The sequence below is a fragment of the Paractinoplanes lichenicola genome (assembly GCF_016785085.1).
Lineage (GTDB): Bacteria > Actinomycetota > Actinomycetes > Mycobacteriales > Micromonosporaceae > Actinoplanes > Actinoplanes lichenicola.
Genome location: NZ_JAENHO010000006.1, coordinates 668360 through 688449, shown reverse-complemented (window position 1 = coordinate 688449; position 20090 = coordinate 668360). Strand labels below are relative to the sequence as shown.

General features: G+C 69.7%; 19 protein-coding genes and 2 riboswitches. Of the genes, 15 read left to right on the top strand and 4 right to left on the bottom strand.

The genetic code is table 11. The features are described from left to right. Positions 1-9: 9 nt before the first annotated feature. Genes JKJ07_RS24295 through JKJ07_RS24275 form a run of 5 tightly spaced genes read left to right on the top strand, consistent with a single transcriptional unit; the run spans position 10 to position 3868 of the window. The gene (locus JKJ07_RS24295) at positions 10-930 is read left to right on the top strand and encodes an aldose 1-epimerase family protein (RefSeq protein WP_202993987.1); all 921 of its coding nucleotides are present in this window, start codon (positions 10-12) and stop codon (positions 928-930) included. Between the two features lie 6 nt (positions 931-936). Continuing rightward, positions 937-1542, top strand: coding sequence for a nitroreductase family protein (locus JKJ07_RS24290; protein ID WP_202993986.1), 606 nt, complete (start codon positions 937-939; stop codon positions 1540-1542). 56 nt (positions 1543-1598) lie between these two features. Then, positions 1599-1892, top strand: a complete 294-nt coding sequence (locus tag JKJ07_RS24285) for a type II toxin-antitoxin system VapB family antitoxin (protein ID WP_202993985.1) — start codon at positions 1599-1601, stop codon at positions 1890-1892. Then, a complete protein-coding gene (locus tag JKJ07_RS24280; RefSeq protein ID WP_202993984.1) occupies positions 1892-3058 on the top strand; it encodes an acyl-CoA dehydrogenase family protein in 1167 nt (388 codons plus the stop codon). Before JKJ07_RS24285 ends, JKJ07_RS24280 begins: the two co-directional genes overlap by 1 nt. Positions 3059-3100: 42 nt before the next feature. Further along, a complete protein-coding gene (locus JKJ07_RS24275) occupies positions 3101-3868 on the top strand; it encodes a DUF4230 domain-containing protein (protein ID WP_202993983.1) in 768 nt (255 codons plus the stop codon). A gap of 67 nt (positions 3869-3935) precedes the next feature. Here JKJ07_RS24275 and JKJ07_RS24270 read toward each other — a convergent pair whose 3' ends face one another. Continuing rightward, positions 3936-4118, bottom strand: coding sequence for a PspC domain-containing protein (locus tag JKJ07_RS24270; protein WP_202993982.1), 183 nt, complete (start codon positions 4116-4118; stop codon positions 3936-3938). A 223-nt stretch (positions 4119-4341) separates the two neighbouring features. Between JKJ07_RS24270 and JKJ07_RS24265 the strand changes: the two genes are divergently transcribed. The 7 genes from JKJ07_RS24265 to JKJ07_RS24235 all read left to right on the top strand — a co-directional run bounded on the left by JKJ07_RS24265 (position 4342) and on the right by JKJ07_RS24235 (position 14589). Next, positions 4342-6168, top strand: a complete 1827-nt coding sequence (locus tag JKJ07_RS24265) for a DUF5941 domain-containing protein (RefSeq protein WP_202993981.1) — start codon at positions 4342-4344, stop codon at positions 6166-6168. Next, positions 6165-8318: a bifunctional glycosyltransferase/CDP-glycerol:glycerophosphate glycerophosphotransferase gene (locus JKJ07_RS24260; protein ID WP_202993980.1), complete on the top strand. Its 2154-nt coding sequence runs from the start codon at positions 6165-6167 to the stop codon at positions 8316-8318. Before JKJ07_RS24265 ends, JKJ07_RS24260 begins: the two co-directional genes overlap by 4 nt. A 133-nt stretch (positions 8319-8451) precedes the next feature. Next, on the top strand, positions 8452-9753 hold the full coding sequence (locus JKJ07_RS24255) for an ABC transporter ATP-binding protein (RefSeq protein ID WP_202993979.1): 1302 nt from the start codon (positions 8452-8454) through the stop codon (positions 9751-9753). Positions 9754-9887: 134 nt separating this feature from the next. Further along, positions 9888-10754 carry a hypothetical protein gene (locus tag JKJ07_RS24250; protein ID WP_202993978.1) on the top strand — a complete coding sequence of 289 codons (867 nt, stop codon included), beginning with the start codon at positions 9888-9890 and terminating at the stop codon, positions 10752-10754. A 68-nt stretch (positions 10755-10822) separates the two neighbouring features. Then, entirely contained in the window at positions 10823-11320 is a 498-nt protein-coding gene (locus JKJ07_RS50050; protein WP_202993977.1) for an ATP-binding protein, read from the top strand. A 103-nt stretch (positions 11321-11423) separates the two neighbouring features. Continuing rightward, on the top strand, positions 11424-12164 hold the full coding sequence (locus JKJ07_RS24240; protein WP_202993976.1) for an HAD family hydrolase: 741 nt from the start codon (positions 11424-11426) through the stop codon (positions 12162-12164). Between the two features lie 61 nt (positions 12165-12225). Next, positions 12226-14589 (top strand): glycoside hydrolase family 65 protein, encoded by a 2364-nt coding sequence (locus tag JKJ07_RS24235; RefSeq protein ID WP_202993975.1) that lies wholly within the window; start codon positions 12226-12228, stop codon positions 14587-14589. 58 nt (positions 14590-14647) lie between these two features. Here JKJ07_RS24235 and JKJ07_RS24230 read toward each other — a convergent pair whose 3' ends face one another. Continuing rightward, complete coding sequence (locus tag JKJ07_RS24230; protein WP_202993974.1) at positions 14648-15676, bottom strand: coiled-coil domain-containing protein; 1029 nt, start codon at positions 15674-15676, stop codon at positions 14648-14650. Between the two features lie 3 nt (positions 15677-15679). Next, positions 15680-15812: riboswitch (cyclic di-AMP (ydaO/yuaA leader) on the bottom strand. Positions 15813-16023: 211 nt separating this feature from the next. After that, positions 16024-16160, top strand: a riboswitch (cyclic di-AMP (ydaO/yuaA leader). Between the two features lie 3 nt (positions 16161-16163). On the opposite strand from JKJ07_RS24230, the gene JKJ07_RS24225 reads away from it, so the two are divergent. Beyond that, complete coding sequence (locus tag JKJ07_RS24225) at positions 16164-17216, top strand: coiled-coil domain-containing protein (RefSeq protein WP_202993973.1); 1053 nt, start codon at positions 16164-16166, stop codon at positions 17214-17216. A gap of 24 nt (positions 17217-17240) precedes the next feature. Here the strand turns inward: JKJ07_RS24225 and JKJ07_RS24220 are convergent, their stop codons facing one another. Beyond that, on the bottom strand, positions 17241-18017 hold the full coding sequence (locus JKJ07_RS24220; protein WP_202993972.1) for an ABC transporter ATP-binding protein: 777 nt from the start codon (positions 18015-18017) through the stop codon (positions 17241-17243). Beyond that, on the bottom strand, positions 18010-18906 hold the full coding sequence (locus JKJ07_RS24215; protein ID WP_202993971.1) for an ABC transporter permease: 897 nt from the start codon (positions 18904-18906) through the stop codon (positions 18010-18012). Before JKJ07_RS24215 ends, JKJ07_RS24220 begins: the two co-directional genes overlap by 8 nt. Positions 18907-19085: 179 nt before the next feature. On the opposite strand from JKJ07_RS24215, the gene JKJ07_RS24210 reads away from it, so the two are divergent. Then, entirely contained in the window at positions 19086-19688 is a 603-nt protein-coding gene (locus tag JKJ07_RS24210) for a TetR/AcrR family transcriptional regulator (RefSeq protein ID WP_307834380.1), read from the top strand. A gap of 90 nt (positions 19689-19778) precedes the next feature. Continuing rightward, positions 19779-20090 carry an Atu4866 domain-containing protein gene (locus JKJ07_RS24205; protein ID WP_202993969.1) on the top strand — a complete coding sequence of 104 codons (312 nt, stop codon included), beginning with the start codon at positions 19779-19781 and terminating at the stop codon, positions 20088-20090.

Here is a 20090-nt window from a genome sequence, read left to right as displayed (position 1 = left end):
GTCCAAGCCATGACGAGTGTCGTAGCCGCGAAGTCCGGCACCCAGTGGTCCATCGAGGCGGACGGGCAGAGCGCCGTCGTCGTGGAGGTCGGCGGCACGCTCCGCGGCTACTCCGCCGGCGACGTCACGGTGCTCGACGGCTTCGAGGCCGACGAGCTCTCCCCGGCCTCGGCCGGCCAGATCCTCGCGCCGTGGCCCAACCGCATCCGGGACGGGCAATACACCTTCGAGGAGCAGTCCTACCAGCTCTCGCTGACCGAGCCGGCCCGGCACAACGCCATCCACGGCCTGGTCAACTGGAGCCGCTGGGCGCTGGTCGAGCAGTCCGCGTCGGCGGTGACCGTCGAGCTCGAGCTGCCCGCGCAGGTCGGCTACCCGTGGTGGCTGACCCTGCGGTCCACCTGGTCGGTCTCGGCCGACGGGCTGCGCTGCGACTCCGAGGTCGTCAACAACTCCTCCTCGAACGCGCCGTGGGGCTACTCCGTCCACCCTTATGTGCAGCTGCCGGGCGTGAGCGTCGACGACACCCTGCTGCACGTGCCGGGCAGCACGCGGATCGTGGCCGACGGCCGGCTGCTGCCGATCGGGGCCAACGCGGTCGCCGGCACGGAGTACGACTTCACCGAGCCGCGCAAGATCGGTGACCTGGTGCTCGACACCACGTTCGGCGACATCACGCACGACGCCGACGGCATCACCGAGGTGACCATCGCCGACCCGGCCGCCGACCGCAAGGTGGTGGTCTGGGCCGACGACAAGTTCAAGTACTGGCAGGTCTTCTCGGGCGACACGCTGCACGGCGAGCGGTTCCGCCGGTCGCTGGCGATCGAGCCGATGACCTGCCCGCCCGACTCGTTCCGGACCGGCCGCGACCTGATCGTGCTGGCCCCGGGCGAGACCTGGTCGGCGTCGTGGGGAATCCGGGGCTGACGTCTCGTGGAATTCGATGACGTCCTGCGCAAGCGGCGGATGGTGCGCAGCTACGACCCCGATCGTCCGGTCCCGCCCGAGCTCGTCGACAAGATCGTGCGGCACGGGCTGCGCGCCCCGAGCGCCGGGTTCTCGCAGGGCTGGAGCTTCCTGGTGCTCACCGAGCCGAAGGACCGCGACCTGTTCTGGTCGTCGACCGCATCCGGGGAGGCGCCGGACGACTGGCTGACCCGGATGCGGACAGCGCCGGTCGTCATCGTTTGCTTCTCGAACAAGTCGGTCTATCTCGAGCGCTACGCCCAGCCCGACAAGGGGTGGACAGATCGGGACGAAGCGCGCTGGCCGGTGCCGTACTGGGACATCGACACCGGCTTCGCCGCGCTGCTCATGCACCTCAGCGCGGTCAACGAGGAGCTGGGCTCCTGCTTCTTCGGCATCCCGGTGCCGGCGATCCCGGGCTTCAAGGAGGCGTTCGGCGTCCCGGCCGAGTTCAGCCCGATCGGCGTGCTCACCGTGGGCTATCGGGCACCGGACAAGAGGTCCCCGTCACTCAAGCGCGGGCACCGCCCGGTGGACGACGTGGTGCATCATGGCCGATGGGCCGCGCCGTAATGGGGCTAGGCTGGCAACGCTGTGCGGTATGAAAGGTTCGGAGAGGGGGATCGGCCGTGATCTTCAAGGCGGTCCGGGACGGAGCCCCGTATCCCGATCACCACACCACGCTCAAGGCGTGGGCCGAGATCCCGCCGAGGCCGATCCGGCTGGCCGATCTGATCACCACGAAACGCGAGCTGGCGCTGGACAAGCTGCTGGCCGAGGATTCGACCTTCTACGGCGACCTCTTCCCGCACGTCGTGGAGTATCAGGGTCACCTCTATCTGGAGGACGGCCTGCACCGCGCGCTGCGGGCCGCGCTGCAGCAGCGTAATCAGATCCACGCCCGCGTGCTGGTCGTCGACTGATGGCCGCCCCGCTCGACCTGCTCGACGTCGACACGCTGCTCAGCGACGAGGAACGCGACATCCGCGCGGTCGTCCGCCGCGTCGCCGACGACCGGGTCCGCCCCGAGGTCGCCACCTGGTACGAGACGGGCCGCACCCCGGTCCGCGAGCTCGCCCTCGAGTTCGGCAAGCTCGGCCTGCTCGGCATGCACCTGACCGGTTACGGCTGCGCCGGCGCCTCCGCCGTGCAGTACGGCCTGGCCTGCATGGAGCTCGAGGCGGCCGACTCCGGGGTCCGCTCGCTGGTCAGCGTGCAGGGCTCGCTCGCGATGTACGCGATCTGGAAGTTCGGCTCGGAGGAGCAGAAGCAGCGCTGGCTGCCCGGCATGGCGGCCGGCGAGCTGATCGGCTGCTTCGGCCTGACCGAGCCCGACCACGGCTCCGACCCGGCCAACATGTCGACCCGGGCCCGCCGCGACGGCGCCGACTGGATCCTCGACGGCGGCAAGATGTGGATCACGAACGCGCCGCTGGCCGACGTGGCCGTGATCTGGGCCCGCACCGAGGAGGGCGTCGCCGGGTTCGCGGTGCCGGCCGACACCCCCGGCTTCTCGGCCCGCGAGATCAAGCACAAGATGTCGCTGCGCGCCTCGAGCACCGGCGAGATCAGCCTCGACGGCGTGCGCCTGCCCGAGTCGGCCCGGCTGCCCGAGGCGCGGGGGCTCAAGGCGCCGCTGTCCTGCCTGACCGAGGCCCGGTTCGGCATCATCTGGGGCTCGATGGGCGCCGCGCGCGACTGCCTGCGGGTGGCGATCGACTACGCGACGACCCGCGAGCAGTTCGGCCGGCCGATCGGCGGCTTCCAGCTGACCCAGGCCAAGCTGGCCGACATGACGCTCGAGCTGCAGAAGGGCTTCCTGCTGGCGCTGCACCTGGGCCGGCTGCGTGACTCGGCCGGCGCGCTGCGGCCCGAGCAGGTGAGCGTCGGCAAGCTCAACAACGTGCGCGAGGCGATCGCGATCGCCCGCACGTGCCGCACGATCCTCGGCGGCAACGGCATCAGCGGCGAATATCCCGTTATGCGCCATGCGAACAATCTCGAGAGCGTCCTCACGTACGAGGGAACTTCCGAGATCCACCAGCTGGTGATCGGCCAGAAATTGACGGGATTGAACGCATTCGCCTGAGCGTTCGCTGCGAATGTCGCACCCTCCTCGTACCGTGAAGTCATGGCCAAGTCACCGGACGTCTCATCCGACGTCACGCCGACTGTCGACGAGCCCACGCGGGAGTACGAGACCGCCCCGGCTCAGCCTCCGGCCTCCCCGGAGCCGCCGCCACCGCCCAACCGGGTCAGTGGCTTCGCCCGTCTGCTGATCTTCACGTTCTTCGTCTTCGCGCTCATGGTCGCGGCCTGCCTGGGCCTGCGCGCGGTCAACGTGCTGCCCAGCTTCGACAACCCGTTCTCCGACAAGACGACCGACCGCAGCCAGCCGGTGCTGCTGCAGTCGATGCGTGACCTCAGCCGTTACGTGGCGGCCGACGGCACCTTCCAGGTCATCGTCGACCTGCAGGAGAACAAGGAGAACATCCCCGATTTCCTGGTCAACCGGCGCACGCTGTTCGTCGGCTCGGGCACGGTGGAGGAGTACGTCGAGTTCGGCTCGCTCGCCGAGGACGCGCTGAAGGTCGACGACGAGAAGAACACCGTGACGATCACCCTGCCGCCCCCGCAGCAGGGCACGGCCAACCTCGACATGCAGAAGAGCTACGTTGTGGCCGAGGAGCGCGGGCTGTTCAACCGCATCGGCGACGCCTTCCGCAGCGATCCGGGCAAACAGCAGCAGGTCTACGCGCTGGCCCAGCAGCGGATCACCGAGGCGGCCCGGGCCAGCGGCCTCGACCAGCGCGCCCAGCAGAACACCGAGCGCATGCTGCAGAGCCTGTTCACCCGGCTCGGCTATCAGACGGTGACGGTCACGTTCAGCTCTCCGTAGCCGGAGAACCGGACACCGCCGGCCCGGGGGCGGGGACGACGGTGTCCGGCGATCAGCCGAGTGCGGGTCACTCGTTGGGCAGCATCACCCAGAGAATGATGTAGATCAGGAACTGCGGGCCGGGCAGCAAGCAGGAGATGACGAAGATCAGGCGCATGACGTTCGGCGAGATGCCGAAGCGGCGGGCCAGGCCGGAGCAGACGCCGGCGATCCAGCGGTTGTCCCGGGGGCGAGCGAGACGGCTAGCCACGGTCACATCACTCCTTCTCAAAGGTTCCGGCTGCGCGCCGGTTCATGTACTCAACGGTAGGGACGCGGTGACCGTCCGCCCTCGGTCCGCAGGTGGATTCGGGGGCCCCGGCTCCCGTAAGGGTGACCCGTACCCCCGTAGGTTCCGCTGTTAACCTGAGTGCCGATTTCCGGCTTCCTGGCGTTGGCCCGCTGCCGGTTGGGCGCGGCATGTGGAGGAACCGGTGACGCTGGCAGTTCTTATCGCCGGCCCCGGCAATGCCCTCGAGCCCGCCGACGCGGCCCGGCTCGCCGGGGAGCTGTCCGAGGCCCTGCGCGCCGCCGGGGCGAGCCGGGTCGAGAGCAGCACCGACGCGTTGCGCGAGGTGACCGACGAGCCGGTGCTGATCTGCGCCGACAACCTGGTGGCACACCCCAGCCTGCTGTGGATGCTGGCCACCGAGCCGGCCGGCCGCACGACCGCCCTGGTCGCCCCCGACCCGGCCGGTGACCTGCGCGAGGACCGCGGCAAGCTGCTCCCGGCGACGGACGAGCCCGGCAACGTGCGCTATCTCGGCGCGATCTGCGTGGCCCCGGCCGACCGGCCCCGGCTGGCCGAGGTGGCCGGGCGCGACGAGAAGGACCTGCTGCCCGCGCTGCTCGAGGCCGGTGTCGTGCCGGTCGCGACCCCGCTGCGGCTGCTCCGGGCCGGCCTCGTGCACGACAGCGCCGAGCTGACCCGGGCCCGCGAGCAGGTTGCCGCGGTCGACGAGGACAAGGCGCGGCTGCGCATGGCCGTCAAGGAGAAGGACGACTTCTTCACCACGTACGCCGTGAGCACCTGGTCGCCGCTGGTCACGAAGGCCTCGGCCCGGCTCGGCCTGACCCCGAGCGGCGTCACGGCGATCTCGGTGCTGTTCGCGGTGGCCGCCGCGCTCGCGTTCTGGCAGGCCTCGCGGCCCGCGATGATCGCCGGCGGCATCCTGCTCTACCTGGGGTTCGTGCTCGACTGCGTGGACGGTCAGCTGGCCCGATACACCCGGCGGTTCGGGGCGTTCGGCGGCTGGCTCGACACGATGGCCGACCGCGCGAAGGAGTACGCGGCGTACGCCGGGCTGGCCGCGGGCGCCGAGCGGATCGGGCTGCCCTACGCGTGGCCGCTGGCCATCACCGCGATCGTGCTGCAGACCGTGCGGCACATGACCGACGCCTGGTACGGCGCGCTGCACGACGAGGCCGCCGCCCGTCCCCGCCCGCAGGCCGCCGGGGGAGTGGGCGCCCGGCTGAGCGCGGCGTCGACGCGGGTGCAGGGCGACACCGGCTCGGTGGCGTACTGGCTCAAGCGGATCGTGGTGTTCCCGATCGGCGAGCGCTGGGCGCTGATGGCGGTGCTGGCGATCTTCACGAACGGGCGGATCGCGCTGGCCGCCATGGTCGTCTGCGGCCTGTTCGCGATGGCCTACACGCTGGCCCTGCGCTCGCTGCGGGCGATCAGCATGCGGGTCGGCGTGCTCGACAAGGTGGACACCATGCGGTTCCGCGACGACGGGCTGCTCGTCCGGGCCGCCCTGCCCGCCCCGCTGGCCTTCGCCGCGCTCGCCGCCGTCGCCTCGTTGGCGCTCGTGATCGCGCTGCTCGCCGGGTGGATCGATCCGCCCGCCAAGGTCGCGCTGGTCGTGACCACGCTGATCGTGCTGGCCGCGGGGCTGTCCGCCCGGTCTCGGCACGGCGGCCCGCTCGACTGGCTGATCCCGGCCGCCCTGCGCGCCGCCGAGTTCCTGATCATCGCGGCGGCCGGGCTGTCCGGCTCGGTGCCGCCGCCCGTGGTCTACGCCCTGATCTTCGCGCTCACCCTGCACCACTACGACCTGGTCGCCCGCATGGAGAAGGCTGCGCCCGAGGGCCGTCCCCGGCGGGCCGTGCTCGGCTGGGAGGGCCGGGTGCTCGTGGTGGCGGCCGGGGCCGTGGCCGGCGTGCCGACCTGGGTGATGGCGGGTCTGGCGGTGTTCGTCGCGGGCACGTTCCTGGTCAACGCGATCGCCGACTGGCGGACAGGTGGCTCCCGCTCGTGACGTTCCTGAGCATCGTTCTGCCGGTCTACAAGGTGCAGGGCTACCTGCGGCAGTGTCTCGACTCGCTGCTGAGCCAGTCGTTCACCGACTTCGAGGTGGTCGCCGTCGACGACCGCTCGCCCGACTACAGCGGCGCGATCCTCGCCGAGTACGCCGCGCGCGACCCCCGCGTACGGGTGGTCACCGCCCCCGAAAACCTCGGCCTGGGCCGCGCCCGCAACCTCGGCCTCGAGCACGCCACCGGCGAGTACGTCTGGTTCGTGGACTCCGACGACTGGCTCTCGCCCGGTTCCCTGGCCGCGGTGGCCGCCCGGCTCCGCTCGACCGCGGCCGACCTGCTGATCGTCGGCTGGGACAGGGTGCACTGGGACGGCCGGGTGCAGGCCGGCACGGCGCGCAAGGCGCTGGCCGAGGCGCCCGAGGTGTTCTCGGTCGAGCAGTGGCCACGGGTGCTCAACATCCTGCACGTGGCCTGGAACAAGGTCGTCCGGCGCGAGTTCCTGCTGCGTCTCGGGTTCGTCTTCGAGGCCGGGTGGTACGAGGACGTCTCGTTCTCCTTCCCCGTCATGCTGGCCGCCCCCAAGATCAGCACCCTCTCGCGTACGTGTGTGCACTATCGGCAGCGCCGCACCGGCGCGATCACCCGGACCGTGGGCGACCGGCACTTCGAGGTCTTCGACCACTGGGACCACGCGATGGCCCTCGCCGCGAAGTACGCCTCGCCCGGCGACGAGGTGCGTGGCCTGCTCTTCCGCCGGATGATCTGGCACTTCCTGCGGGTGCTGCGGCACGACGCCCGGGTGCCCCGCGATTCCCGGGCGCGCTTCTTCGGGCGGATGCACGAGATGTACGGGAAGTATCTGCCGCCCGCGGGTTATCCGGCGCCCGGCGGCGGCGAGGGCGTGCGCTACCGGATGGTGGCCCGCGGCTCGTACGGCTCGATGCGGATGTTCGACTTCGCCATCGGCAGGGCGCGCCGGGCCAAGCGGCTCGTCCGGCGGGTCGGCGGCTTTGTCAAGCGCCGGGCCCGTCAGGCCGTGGGTCACCTCTACTACCGCGCCCAGCTGCGCCTGCCGGTCGACCAGTCGCTCGCGCTCTACGCCGCGTACTGGTATCGCGGGGTCGGCTGCAACCCGGCCGCGATCGCCGAGAAGGCCGCCGAGCTGGTCCCCGGCGTGCGCCACGTGTGGGTGGTCGGCCCGGCCCGCGCCCGGTCGCTGCCGCCCGGAACGGATCACGTCGTGGCGGGCACCCTGCCCTACTACCGCGCGCTGGCCCGGGCCCGCTATCTGATCAACAACGTCAACTGGCCGAACCGGATGGTCAAGCGGCGCGGCACCACGCACGTCATGACCCACCACGGCACCCCGCTCAAGAAGATGGGCGCCGACCAGGTCGACCACCCCGCGGGCGTACGGGATCAGGATTTTCCGGGCCAGATGCGGCGCGCCGACCGCTGGGACTTCAGCCTGACGGCCAACGCGCACACCACGATCGCCTGGGAGTCGGCCTATCCCACCTCGTACGAGACGCTCGAGGTGGGCTATCCGCGCAACGACCGGATGGCCCGGGCGACCGCCGCCGACACCGCCGCGGCCCGCGAGCAGCTCGGCATCCCGGCCGGGCGACGGGTCGTGCTCTACATGCCGACCCATCGCGAGTGGCTGCCCGCCGGGCACCAGGTGCTCGACGTCGAGCGGCTGGCCCAGGCGCTCGGGCCGGAGACGACGCTGCTGGTCCGCAAGCACTACTTCTCGGCCGACACCGAGCTGCCCAGCGGCGGCACCGTCGTCGACGTCTCCGAGCATCCGGTCGTCGAGGACCTCTATCTGGCCGCCGACGTGCTGCTGACCGACTACTCATCGGCGATGTTCGATTTTGCGGTGCTTGATCGCCCGATCGTCGTGTTCGCGCCGGATTGGCCGGTCTATCGCGATGTGAGAGGCACGTACTTCGATCTGCTGGCCGAGCCGCCGGGCGCGGTGGCAACAGATTTCGTCACGCTGGCCGACGTGTTGCGCAGTGGTGCGTACGCCGGCGGGGCGGCTCAGGTCGCCCGTGCGGCGTTCCGGGAGCGCTTCTGCTATCTCGACGACGGTCGGGCCGCCGAGCGCGTCGTGCGGCGAATCTTCCTCGACGAAAAGGCGTAACCAAGCGCTTACACAGCGCAAATGGCCTGTTCACCCGATGGCGTGACATCGATACTCCTCGTCAAATTAGGCCGATCGCCGGCCGTCGTGGGACCGGGATCACATTGATGTTGCCCGGCAGGGGAGGTAGGCGGTGTCGACCGTCTCGCTCAAGGACGTTACGAAGGTGTGGCCCGACGGCACGATCGCCGTCAACAACGTCAGCCTCGACGTCGACGACGGTGAGTTCCTGGTCCTGCTCGGGCCGTCCGGCTGCGGGAAGTCCACGATCCTCCGCATGATCGCCGGGCTCGAGGATCCGACCGAGGGCGACATCCTCCTCAACGGCGACCCGGTTCTCGAGCTCGCGCCCCGCGACCGCAGCATCGCCATGGTCTTCCAGGACTTCGCGCTCTACCCGCACATGACGGTCGGCGACAACATCGGCTTCCCGCTCAAGCTGTCCGGGGTCGAGCCGGCGCCGCGGGGCGAGCGGGTCGGCGACGTGGCGGCCGCGCTGGGAATAGGGGATGTGCTCCGGCGCAAGCCGAGTCAGCTCTCCGGCGGCCAGCGGCAGCGGGTGGCGATGGGCCGCGCGATCGTGCGGCGGCCCGGCCTGTTCCTGATGGACGAGCCGCTCTCCAACCTGGACAGCGGGCTGCGGGCCGAGCTGCGGGCCGAGATCTCCAGCCTGACCCGCGAGCTGGGCGTGACCACGATGTACGTCACGCACGACCAGGCCGAGGCGCTGACCATGGCCGACCGGGTCGCGATCATGCGCAAGGGCGTCCTGCAGGACGTGGGCACCCCGACCGAGGTGTACGGGCGGCCGGCCACCCTCTATGTCGCGGCGTTCCTGGGCGCGCCCCGGATGAACCTGCTCGAGGCGGCCGTCTACGTGCACCTCGAGCGCTACATCGAGCTCAACTTCGGCGAGCAGTCGCTCTATCTGCCCTGGAACGACATCCGGGCCCGCGCGGTGGCGCACTATCACGGCGAGCGGATCGTGGTCGGGATGCGGGCCGAGGCGCTCACGCCGGTCGCGCCCGACCAGCCGGGCGACATCCTGCGCGGCCGCATCCGCTATCTCGAGCACCACGGTCACGAGTCGCTGGCCTATCTCGACATCGGCGCCACGGCGATCGTCGTCGACGAGATGGGGGCCCGCGCGAGGGACGACGAGGAGCCCACCGGCGGCGCGCTCAAGAAGTTCGGCGGGGCCCTGCAGCGCCTGACCGGCCGCGGCCCCAGCACCGCGGTCAAGACGCGTGAACCCGACCAGCAGAGCGTGCTCAACGACCCGGGGCGCCACCACCGCCGCCCGGCCGAGCTGGGCGTACGGCTGGCGCCGTACCCGCCGGTGTCGCCCGGGCACCCGCTCTCGGTCGCGGTCAAGATGGACGCCCTGCACTTCTTCGACGAGCGCGGCGACCGGATCGACGTCGGCTGGCGCTGACCCGCGGTTCACTCTCGGAAGGCCCGGGCGAAAGCGCGGGCCTTTCCCCGTTTGCGTCCATGGCGTAGCGTTCCGCCCACACGTCGGTGCGATGGCGTATCGACGATACGGACCCGACCTCTGGGGGTAGGAACGTGGCGAACGCGTCCGGGCTTCTGGTAATCGAGCGCATCCTGCGCGACAGACAGGGCATCTGGCAGCAGATCGTGGAGGATCGCGAGCTGCCCAAGCTCACCGGTCAGATGCTGGTCAGCTCGGTGGTGGCGCTGGCCGTCTACGGCGCGGTGCTGGGTTCCTTTCACAGCGTGCTGATGGCGCTGACCTCGGCGGGCAAGCTGCCGCTGCTGTTCCTGGCCACGCTGACCATCTGCCTGCCCACCCTCTACCTGTTCAACCTGGTCTTCGGCGCCCGGTTGTCGATCCGGCAGTCGTTGTCGCTCGTGATGGTCGCGCTGACCGTGACCTCCATGCTGGCGCTGGCGTTCGCCCCGATCAGCCTGTTCTTCCTGATCACGGCGCCCGACTACGCGTTCTTCAAGCTGCTCAACGTGGTCATCCTGGCCCTCTCGGCGCTGGTCGGCCTGCGGTTCCTGACCGGCGGCATGCGGGTGCTCAACGAGCACGGCCTGCTCGCCCCGAAGGTCGCCACCCCCGCCGCCGCGCCGGCCGCCGTTCCCGCTGCCGAGCCGGTCAAGGCCCTGGTCACCGCCGGAGCGCCGGCTGAGGCCAACGGTGCCGCCCCCGCCCCCGCGCCGGCGCAGATCCCGCCCGCGTACGGGCCGCACCCGATGCGGCCGCAGCCGCGCCCGCCGGCCCAGCCGACGCCGCCCAGCATGACCCTGCTCTACATCTGGATCCTGCTCTTCGGCTTTGTGGGCACCCAGCTGGCCTGGACGCTGCGCCCGTTCTTCGGCAGCCCGAACATGGAATTCAGCCTGTATCGGGAGATCGACGGCAACTTCTACGCGGAGATCTTCCGGACGATCGCCGACCTCTTCTGACGGCCGGCCGACCTTTATCGTGGACGCGTGGTGCCACTGAGGTGGCACACCGCGTAGGCTGCACCACGGTGGAGGACAGAGTGCGACAGGGTGTGCGACCGGCTCCGGGCGCGGAGCCGGTGGAGGCTGGCGTCTCCCCGACGGTCCTTGCCGAGCCGGTGCCCACGGCCGCCGGGCGCCTGCTCGACCGCCGTTTCGGGCGCGACGACATCACCCTGGTGCGGCACGAGGTGTCGGCCCGGCTCACCGCGGCCGGCCTGGGCGGCGACCGGCTGGCCGGCTTCATCCTCGCGGTCAACGAGGTCGTCACCAACGTCGTGCTGCACGCCGGTGGCGGCGGGCGGGTGCTGCTCTGGCTCGCCGGCGGCTCGGCCTGGTGCTCGGTGACCGACTCCGGCCCCGGCATCCCCGCGCGTTACCTGACAACTCCAGAGATTCCCGAGGCGTACGAGGTGGGTGGCCGCGGCATCTGGCTCGCCCACCAGCTCTGCGACGAGGTCACCGTGGCCACGGGCCCGATCGGTACCACGATCGGGTTGCGGATCTTGATCGCCACGCCGGTCTGACACAGGCCCGCAACAGCACATTGAACTGCTGGTAAACGCGCCGTCGAAATGTGAAGCTGCCCTTCCGGACTCATGGGTGTCCGGGTGCGGCTACATTGGGCCCGTGCTCGGACTACCTCCTCAAGTAACCGCATGCCTCTTCGATCTTGACGGCGTGCTCACGCAGACCGCCCTTGTGCACAATGCTGCGTGGAAGCAGACGTTCGACACCTTCCTCCAGGCGTGGTCGGCGCAGCACGGGCAAGCGTTCGTGCCGTTCGACTCCGGCGCCGACTATCACGATTACGTCGACGGCCGCCCACGCGCCGATGGTGTTCGCACCTTCCTGGCCTCTCGGCAGATCACCCTCCCCGAGGGCACCCCGGACGACGGTCCCGACCAGCAGACCGTGAACGGCATCGGCAACCGCAAGAACCTCCTCGTCCTGCAGAAGATCAAAGAGGGCGCCGTCCAGGTCTACGACGGATCGGTCGACTACCTCAAGGCCGCCAAGGAGGCCGGCCTGCGCCGGGCCGTCGTGTCGGCCAGCGCCAACTGCAAGGACGTGCTGGAGGCGGCGGGCATCGCCGACCTCATCGAGGTGCGCGTGGACGGTGTGACCGCCCGCGAGCAGAATCTGCCGGGCAAGCCCGCCCCCGACACCTTCCTCTACGCCGCCGCGCAGCTCGGGCTCCCGCCGGAGAGCTGCGCCGTCTATGAGGACGCCCAGGCCGGGGTGGCCGCGGGCCGGGCCGGCAAGTTCGGCATCGTCGTCGGGGTCGACCGTGTGGGTCAGACTCAAGCACTTCTCGACAACGGTGCCGATATCGTCGTGCAGGACTTGGCCGAACTCCTGACGCGCTGAGCACGTATCAGCGTTTATATCTTCAAGACTTTTCCCTTGCTCATTTTCGAGAGGCACCACCGTGATCCGTGAACGGGCTTATCCCGTCGACCCGTGGCACATCCGGGAGACCCGGCTCGACCTGGACCTGCTGGCCCAGTCCGAGTCGGTCTTCGCGCTGGCCAACGGACACATCGGGATACGCGGAAACCTGGACGAGGGCGAGCCGCACGGCCTGCCGGGCACCTACCTGAACTCGTTCTACGAGCTCCGCCCGCTGCCGTACGCGGAGGCCGGCTACGGCTTCCCCGAGTCCGGCCAGACCATGGTCAACGTGACCAACGCCAAGCTCATGCGGCTGCTGGTCGACGACGAGCCGTTCGACGTGCGCTACGGCGAGCTGCGGTCCCACGAGCGGGTCCTCGACCTGCGGGCCGGCACGCTCGAGCGGACGGTCGAATGGGTCTCCCCGTCGGGGCAGGCGATTCGTGTCCGCACCGTGCGGATGGTCTCGTTCACCCAGCGCTCCGTCGTGGCTTTCCTGTACGAGGTCGAGCCGCTCGACGGCCCGTCCCGGCTGATCCTGCAGTCCGAGCTGGTCGCCAACGAGCAGCTCCCGCCGATGAGCAAGGATCCGCGGGTCGCCGCCGTGCTCGACCACCCGCTGCAGTCCGAGGAGGTGCTCGAGCAGCGCACCGGTGGCCTGCTGGTGCACCGCACCAAGGCCAGCGACCTGCGCATGGCCGCGGCCATGGAGCACCTGATCGACGCGCCCGGCAAGCACGCGGTGACCACCGAGGGCCACCCCGACTGGCTGCGCACCACCGTGGCCTGCAAGCTCGAGCCGGGTCAGAAGCTGCGCGTGGTCAAGCTGGCGGCCTACGGCTGGTCCAGCCACCGCTCGCTGCCCGCCGTGCGCGACCAGGTCGGCGCGGCGCTGGCCAGCGCCCGGCTCGACGGCTGGGAGGGCCTGATCGAGGCCCAGCGCGAATATCTGGACGCCTTCTGGGACCACTCCGACGTCAGGGTCGAGGGCGACCCCGAGGTGCAGCAGGCCGTGCGCTTCGGCCTCTTCCACACGCTCCAGGCCGGCGCCCGGGCCGAGCAGCGGCCGATCGGTTCCAAGGGCCTCAGCGGCCCCGGCTACGACGGCCACACGTTCTGGGACGCCGAGACTTTCGTGCTGCCGGCGCTGACCTACACCCAGCCCTCCGCGGCGGCCGACGTGCTGCGCTGGCGCCACTCGACGCTGGACCTGGCGCGGGAGCGGGCTCAGACGCTCGGCCTGCAGGGGGCGGCGTTCCCGTGGCGCACGATCCGCGGGCAGGAGTGCTCGGCGTACTGGCCGGCCGGCACCGCGGGCTTCCACATCGGCGCCGACATCGCCGACGCCGTCCGCCGCTACGTGCAGGCCACCGGCGACTACGACTTCGAGCGCGAGGTCGGCCTGGAGCTGCTGGTCGAGACCGCGCGGCTGTGGCGCTCGCTGGGCCACCACGACCGGCACGGCCGCTTCCACATCGACGGCGTCACCGGCCCCGACGAGTACACCGCCGTGGTCAACGACAACATCTACACCAACCTGCTGGCCCAGCAGAACTTCCTGGCCGCCGCCGACGCGGCCAAGCGCCACCCCGACCTGGCCCGCAAGCTGGGCGTGGACGACGAGGAGACGGCGGGCTGGCGGGACGCGGCGGCCGCGGTGCACATCCCGTACGACCGGGAGCTCGGCGTGCACCAGCAGTCCGAGGGCTTCACCCGGCTGCAGGAGTGGGACTTCGAGAACACCCCGCCCGAGGCCTACCCGCTGCTGCTCAACTACCCGTATTTCGACCTGTACCGCAAGCAGGTGGTCAAGCAGGCCGACCTGGTCATGGCGATGTACATCCGCGGTGACGCGTTCACGCCGGAGGAGAAGGCGCGCAACTTCGCCTACTACGACGCCCGTACGGTCCGCGACTCGTCGCTCTCGGCCTGCGTCCAGGCGGTGCTGGCGGCCGAGGTGGGTCATCTCGAGCTGGCCCACGACTATCTGGGCGAGGCCGCCCTGATGGACCTGCACGACCTGCACCAGAACTCGCGGGACGGCCTGCACATCGCCTCGCTGGCCGGCACGTGGATCTCGCTGGTGGCCGGTCTGGGCGGCATGCGCGACTTCAACGGCCAGCTGTCGTTCGCGCCGCGCCTGCCCAGCCGCATCAACAACCTGGAGTTCTCGCTGCTCTGGCGCGGGCTGCGGCTGCGGGTCAACGTGACCGCCGACGAGGTGACCTACTCGCTGCGCAACGGTGGCGGCTCGGCCCGTCTGGTCGTCAACCACCACGGCAAGGACGTCGAGGTCACCCAGGTCAAGCCGGTGACCGTGCCGATCCCGCCGGCGCACCCGGTCGGCCCGGCCCCGAGCCAGCCCGAGGGCCGCGCCCCGGTGCGGCGCATGACCAGCTGACCCAGTGCACAAAGAAGGGCCCCGGGGTTCGCCCCGGGGCCCTTCTTCATGTCTGTCGTCAGAGCATCGACACGTGCACGTGGTCGGTGTGGTCGCTCGGACCGCTGTACGACTTCCAGCCGCTGGCCGGGAACCAGATCTGCTTATACCAAATGACGTAATAGATGCCGAGCTTGTCGGCATTACGCACGAGGAACGCCATCAGGTTGTTGCCGTACGTGCGGGTGTCGGCATTGTGGGCCGGTGCGAAGCCGCTTTTCTGCAGCGACCAGTCGCAGGCCCGGCCCTTCGGGTGCTCGAACGGCCCACCGTTGCGGTGACAGCCGACGAAACGATTGAAGCCGGCCTTCTTCACCTCTTTGTACATGTGCATTGTGCGGGCGGTCACACAGCCGCTCGTGGTCTCGTCCTGCACGTTGCAGCCCTCGGGCGAGAAACCGCCGTCGGAATTGCGCGGCGCGGGCGCGGCGGGCGGCGACTTGGCCAGGACGATGCCGTGCGTGAGGCTCTGACCGCCGACCAGCGCGAGCGCGTCGTTGGCCGCCTTCTTCTGCTTGGTCATCGCCACCAGGTTGGTCTTGCGCTTCTTGACCTCGGCGTCGAGCGCGGCCTTCTTGGTGTTGACCTCGTTGATGGCCTTGTTGAGCTCGGCCAGCTTGCGGTCCTGCATGGCGTTGATCTCTTCGAGCGAGACCGCCTTGGCCAGGAAGTCGTCCGAGTTCTGGCTGCCCAGCAGGAAGCTGGCCGCCCCCATGTGGCCCGTCCGATACTGCTGGCCGGCGATCGCGTTGACCTCGGGGAGCAGCGCGAGCCGCTTGCCCTCGGCGAGTCGGATCTCCGTGGCCAGCCGCTTTTGCTCGGCTGTGGATTTCGTCACGGCGGCCTGGGCCGCGACGAACCGCCGGTTCGAGGACTCGATCACGTCGTCGAGTGTGGCGTTCTTGCCCACCGTGTCACCCGCGCTGCCCTCGCTCGGGGCGTCGTCGCCGGGCTCGGCCAGCGCCGGCGAGGAGGGCACGGCCAGGAAAGACAGGGCCACGATCGGCGCCAGGGCAAGCATCAGCCACCGGCGGGGTCGTACGGTCAAAGCAGTTCCTTCCGGTAAACCGCCGACCGGGTTAGCTGACGGGTTCGGGACGGAAGCGATCCCTACCGCTTGCGCGGATGCACCCCACTGACCTGGTTCCCCGGCTCGCCTCGCGGCGATTGGGCGGTGGTCTGCCGGCACCTCGGGGGCGGCGCCACGGCGGCAGAACCGGCGGCCAGTTTACCCGAGAGTTCGCGTTACTTCAGGTCCGGAGAAATGGCAATTTCGTAGTCGCCCGAACACATTCCGTAATTGCCGTGACGGCGTGTCGCCGGTGAATTGCAGCGAGTGCGACAACTGTCGATCTCGTGATGAAGTCGGTATGGTCGGGTCGGTCTCCACCCCCAAGGAGACCGCCGCCTAATCGTCCGTCCGGGCGAGCCGGGGAACCAATCTTTCCGGGGTGAATCCGCGACCCAGCGGTAGGGATTACTTCCGTCCCGAACCCGTCAGCTAACTCGGTCGGCGGCCGACGGAAGGAACAGGTGTGCGGCACAAGACTGTCCGGCGACGAACGGCGGCCCTGCTGGCCCTGCTCGTCGCGTTCTCCGGGCTGACCCTGGCGGTGGCCGGACCGGCCGCCGCGGCGCCGGGTGACAACGGCGACGACGGCGAGGGCGCCCCCAAGTCCCTGATCCAGCAACTCGAGGCCGCCTCCAAGGGCTATGTGGAGGCCAAGGAAGCCCTGGCCCGGTCCAAGACCCGCCAGGCCCAGCTCGCCGCGAGGCTCAAGGAGCTCGACGCCGACCTGGCGCCCCGGCAGGCGGCCATCGACGAGATCATCCAGAAGTCGTACCGGACCGGCCGGCTCGGCCCGATGACCGCGCTGCTCGGCGCCGAGTCGGGCAGCGGTTTCCTCGACCGGGCCGAGACGCTCGAGACCGTCGCGGTGCAGGAGAACCAGGTGGTGGCCGATCTCAAGGCGACCCGGGACGGTCAGCGGAAGGCCAAGCTGGCCATCGACGCCGAGGTGCGCCAGCAGCAGGGCCACGTCAACACGATGGCCAAGCGCAAGGTGCAGGCCGAAAATGCGCTCAAGGCGGCCAACACCGGCGGCTCGGACAAGACCGGCGAGGACGCCGACGAGCCGTCCGACGGCGGGTCCAGCGACAAGGCCACCCCGGCGCCGCGTAACAAGGACGGCTCGCTGCCCGACGAGAACTGCTCCGAGAACGACCCCACCACCAGCGGCTGCCTGACACCGCGGACGCTGCACGCGCTCAAGCAGGCCCAGGCGGACGGCTTCACCCGCTACGTGGCGTGCTTCCGCGAGCAGAACAGCGGCGAGCACCCCAAGGGGCAGGCGTGCGACTTCGCGGCCGAGAAGAAGGGGTTCGGCGGCGTCGCGTCGGGTGGTGACAAGACGTACGGGACCAACCTGGCCAACTACTTCATCAACAACTCGGACCGGCTGGGCGTGCTCTACGTCATCTGGTTCAAGCGCATCTGGCTGCCGTCGAGCGGCTGGAAGGCGTACTCGAGGGGCAATGGCGACCCCTCGAGCGACCACACGAACCACGTGCACCTGTCAGTACGCTAATTCTGCGGGCAGTACGAGACCTACCTACTTGTTGACGTAGGTCTCGTACTCCTTCATCACGTCGTCGGTCGGGCCGTCGGCCCGGATCACGCCGGACTCGAGCCAGATGGTGCGCTCGCACGTGTCGCGGATCGACTGCTCGCTGTGGCTCACCAGGAAGACCGTGCCGGCCTCCTTGCGCAGGTCACGAACCCGCTGCTCGCTGCGCTTGCGGAACTTCGCGTCGCCGGTGGCCAGCGCCTCGTCGATCAGCAGCACGTCGTGCTTCTTGGCCGCGGCGATCGAGAAACGCAGCCGGGCCGCCATGCCCGAGGAGTACGTCTTCATCGGCAGCGAGCTGAAGTCGCCCCGGTCGTTGATGCCGGAGAACTCGATGATGCCGGCCGCTTCCTTCTTGACCTCCTCGGGCGACATGCCCATGGCCAGGCAGCCCAGCTCGACGTTGCGCTCGCCGGAGAGCTCGTTCATGAGCACCGCGTTCACGCCCAGCAGCGACGGCTGGCCGGCCGCGTAGATGCCGCCGCCCCGCTCGACCGGGAGCAGCCCGGCGATCGCCCGCAGCAGCGTCGACTTGCCCGAGCCGTTGGTGCCGATCAGGCCGATCGCCTCGCCCTTGTAGGCCACGAAGCTGACGCCCTTGACCGCGTGCACCTCGCGCACGGCGGCGCTCTTCTTACCCGTGACGATGCGCTTGAAGCTGGCCAGCGGCGTGTTCGCCCCCGGCGCGACCGAGCCGTAGATGCGGTAGATGATGTGCGCGTTGTCCGCGACGACGGTGGGTTCCCGCTCGATGTCAGCCACGACCGTAGCCCTTCTCTCCGCGCCAGAAGTAGACGTAACCCCCGAAGCTGACCAGCGCCGTCCAGATCACCGCCTGGATCCACAGGAGGCCGGCCGGCTGGGCCAGCTCGACGTTCTCCATCAGCGCGTGCCGGACCAGCTCGATGAAGATCAGCAGCGGGTTGGCCTCGACCAGGGCGAGCTGCCAGCCGTGCAGGCGCTCGGCGAAGAAGGTCACCGGGTAGAGCACGGCCGAGCCGTACATCCAGATTCGCAGGATGTAGGGGATCAGCTGCCGGATGTCGGTGACCTTGGAGATCAGGCGCGACGTGAAGAGGGCCAGCCCGGCGTTGAAGAGGGTCTGCAGCAGCAGGGCCGGGAGCAGCAACAACCACTCGACGGTGATCGGCTCGCCGGTGAGCAGCACGATCGCGATGAGCACGGCGATCGAGGCGACCATGTTGCGCACCTCGACCAGCGTGACCGCGATCGGCAGGCTGGCCCGGGGGAAGTGCAGCGCCCGGATCAGTGCCATGTTGGCCGTGATCGACTGGGAGCCCGCCTGAACCACCGTCTGGGTGAACCCGAAGATGAAGACACCGGCGCAGAGGTACGCGATGAAGTTGTCGACGTTCTGCTTGGTGTTGATCAGGACGCCGAAGATCACGTAGTAGACGCCGGCGTTGATCAGCGGGGTCAGCAGCTGCCAGACCACGCCCAGCTTGGTGCTGCCGAGCGACGCCCCCACCTTCGCGTTGGCGAAGGCGGCTATGAAATGCCGATACGACCAGAGGTGCCTGGTGTATTCCGGCAGGCTGGGCAGGCGCCCCGCCTTGGTCAAGCCGTTCCGGCGGGCCAGCTCGGTGAGCGATGGCCCGGTATCGGAGTCGGCAACCGCCGTCTGAGCCATGGGGTGGTGCTCCGATCTCGTCGGCCCGTGCGGACTGTCGGGCCCTGGTTCTTTAGGCGAGAACACTCAATCAGCATGTCAAGTCTCGGCCGATGGAACGGCTTCGTATCGACGTGCCGCGAAGATTATCCGACCAAAGGGCGGAACGCAACCGTAACGTCCTGGCGTATAGTGACTACGTGGCGACAGCAAAGCGTGCCCCAGCCGGAGCGGCGGTGCTCCGAACCGACATCACCGTAGCGATCCGTGACGCGGTGATGTATGAGCTGGCCGAGGTGGGTTACGGCCGGCTCTCCATCGAGGCCGTGGCTCGCCGCGCCGGTGTCGGCAAGACCGCGATCTACCGCCGCTGGAGCAACAAGCTCGAGATGGTGCTCGAGATCGTCTCGGACGTGGCCGGCCGCAGCGTGCCCCTGCCCGACACCGGCAGCTTCGCCGGCGATCTGCAGCTGATCATGATGATCGTCAGCCGGGCGTTGCAACACCGGATCGCGTCGCAGATCATTCCCGACCTGATGGCCGAGGCCGCCCGCAACCCGCAGATCGCCGACACGCTCCAGACGGCCCTGCGCACCCACCAGCAGGCCGTCGGTGAGAAGCTGGTCGGCCAGGCCGTGGCCCGGGGCGAACTGCCCGCGGGGACCGATCCGGACGTGGCGGTCGATCTGATCCTGGGCCCGCTCTATTGGCGGCTGGCCGTCTCGCGCTCCAAGCCCGACCCCGCATACCTCGAGAAGCTGATGACGGCGGTCACGGCCGCCCTCAAGAGCGCCGGGGACTGAAAGCAACCGGCTCGCACCGGGCGGCGCGGTCGGGTCAACGGCACACCTGCCGAAGGTAGGGGCGCTGAATCCCCGACCTCCGGAGCTGCCATGCGCTACGAGCACGTCGACACCACCGTTCTGGACGCCGATGCGCTCGTCGCGCTCGCCGTGAGCCCCGCGCCAGCGGTCAAGGCTCCGGTCGGCGCCTGGTCGAGCGCGGATGGCGCGGTGCGTCTGGAAATCAGGACCGACGGAACGTACGCGGGAAAGGTGCTCGGTCGCAAGCGCCCGGCCCGGGGCACCTATGCCCTCGAGGACGGCCGGCTGACCCTCAGCGACGTCTCCGGCCTGCACACGGCCGTGCACGTGGGCGACGACGTGCTGGAGATGGCCGGCCACCGCCTCGGGCGCGCCTCCTAG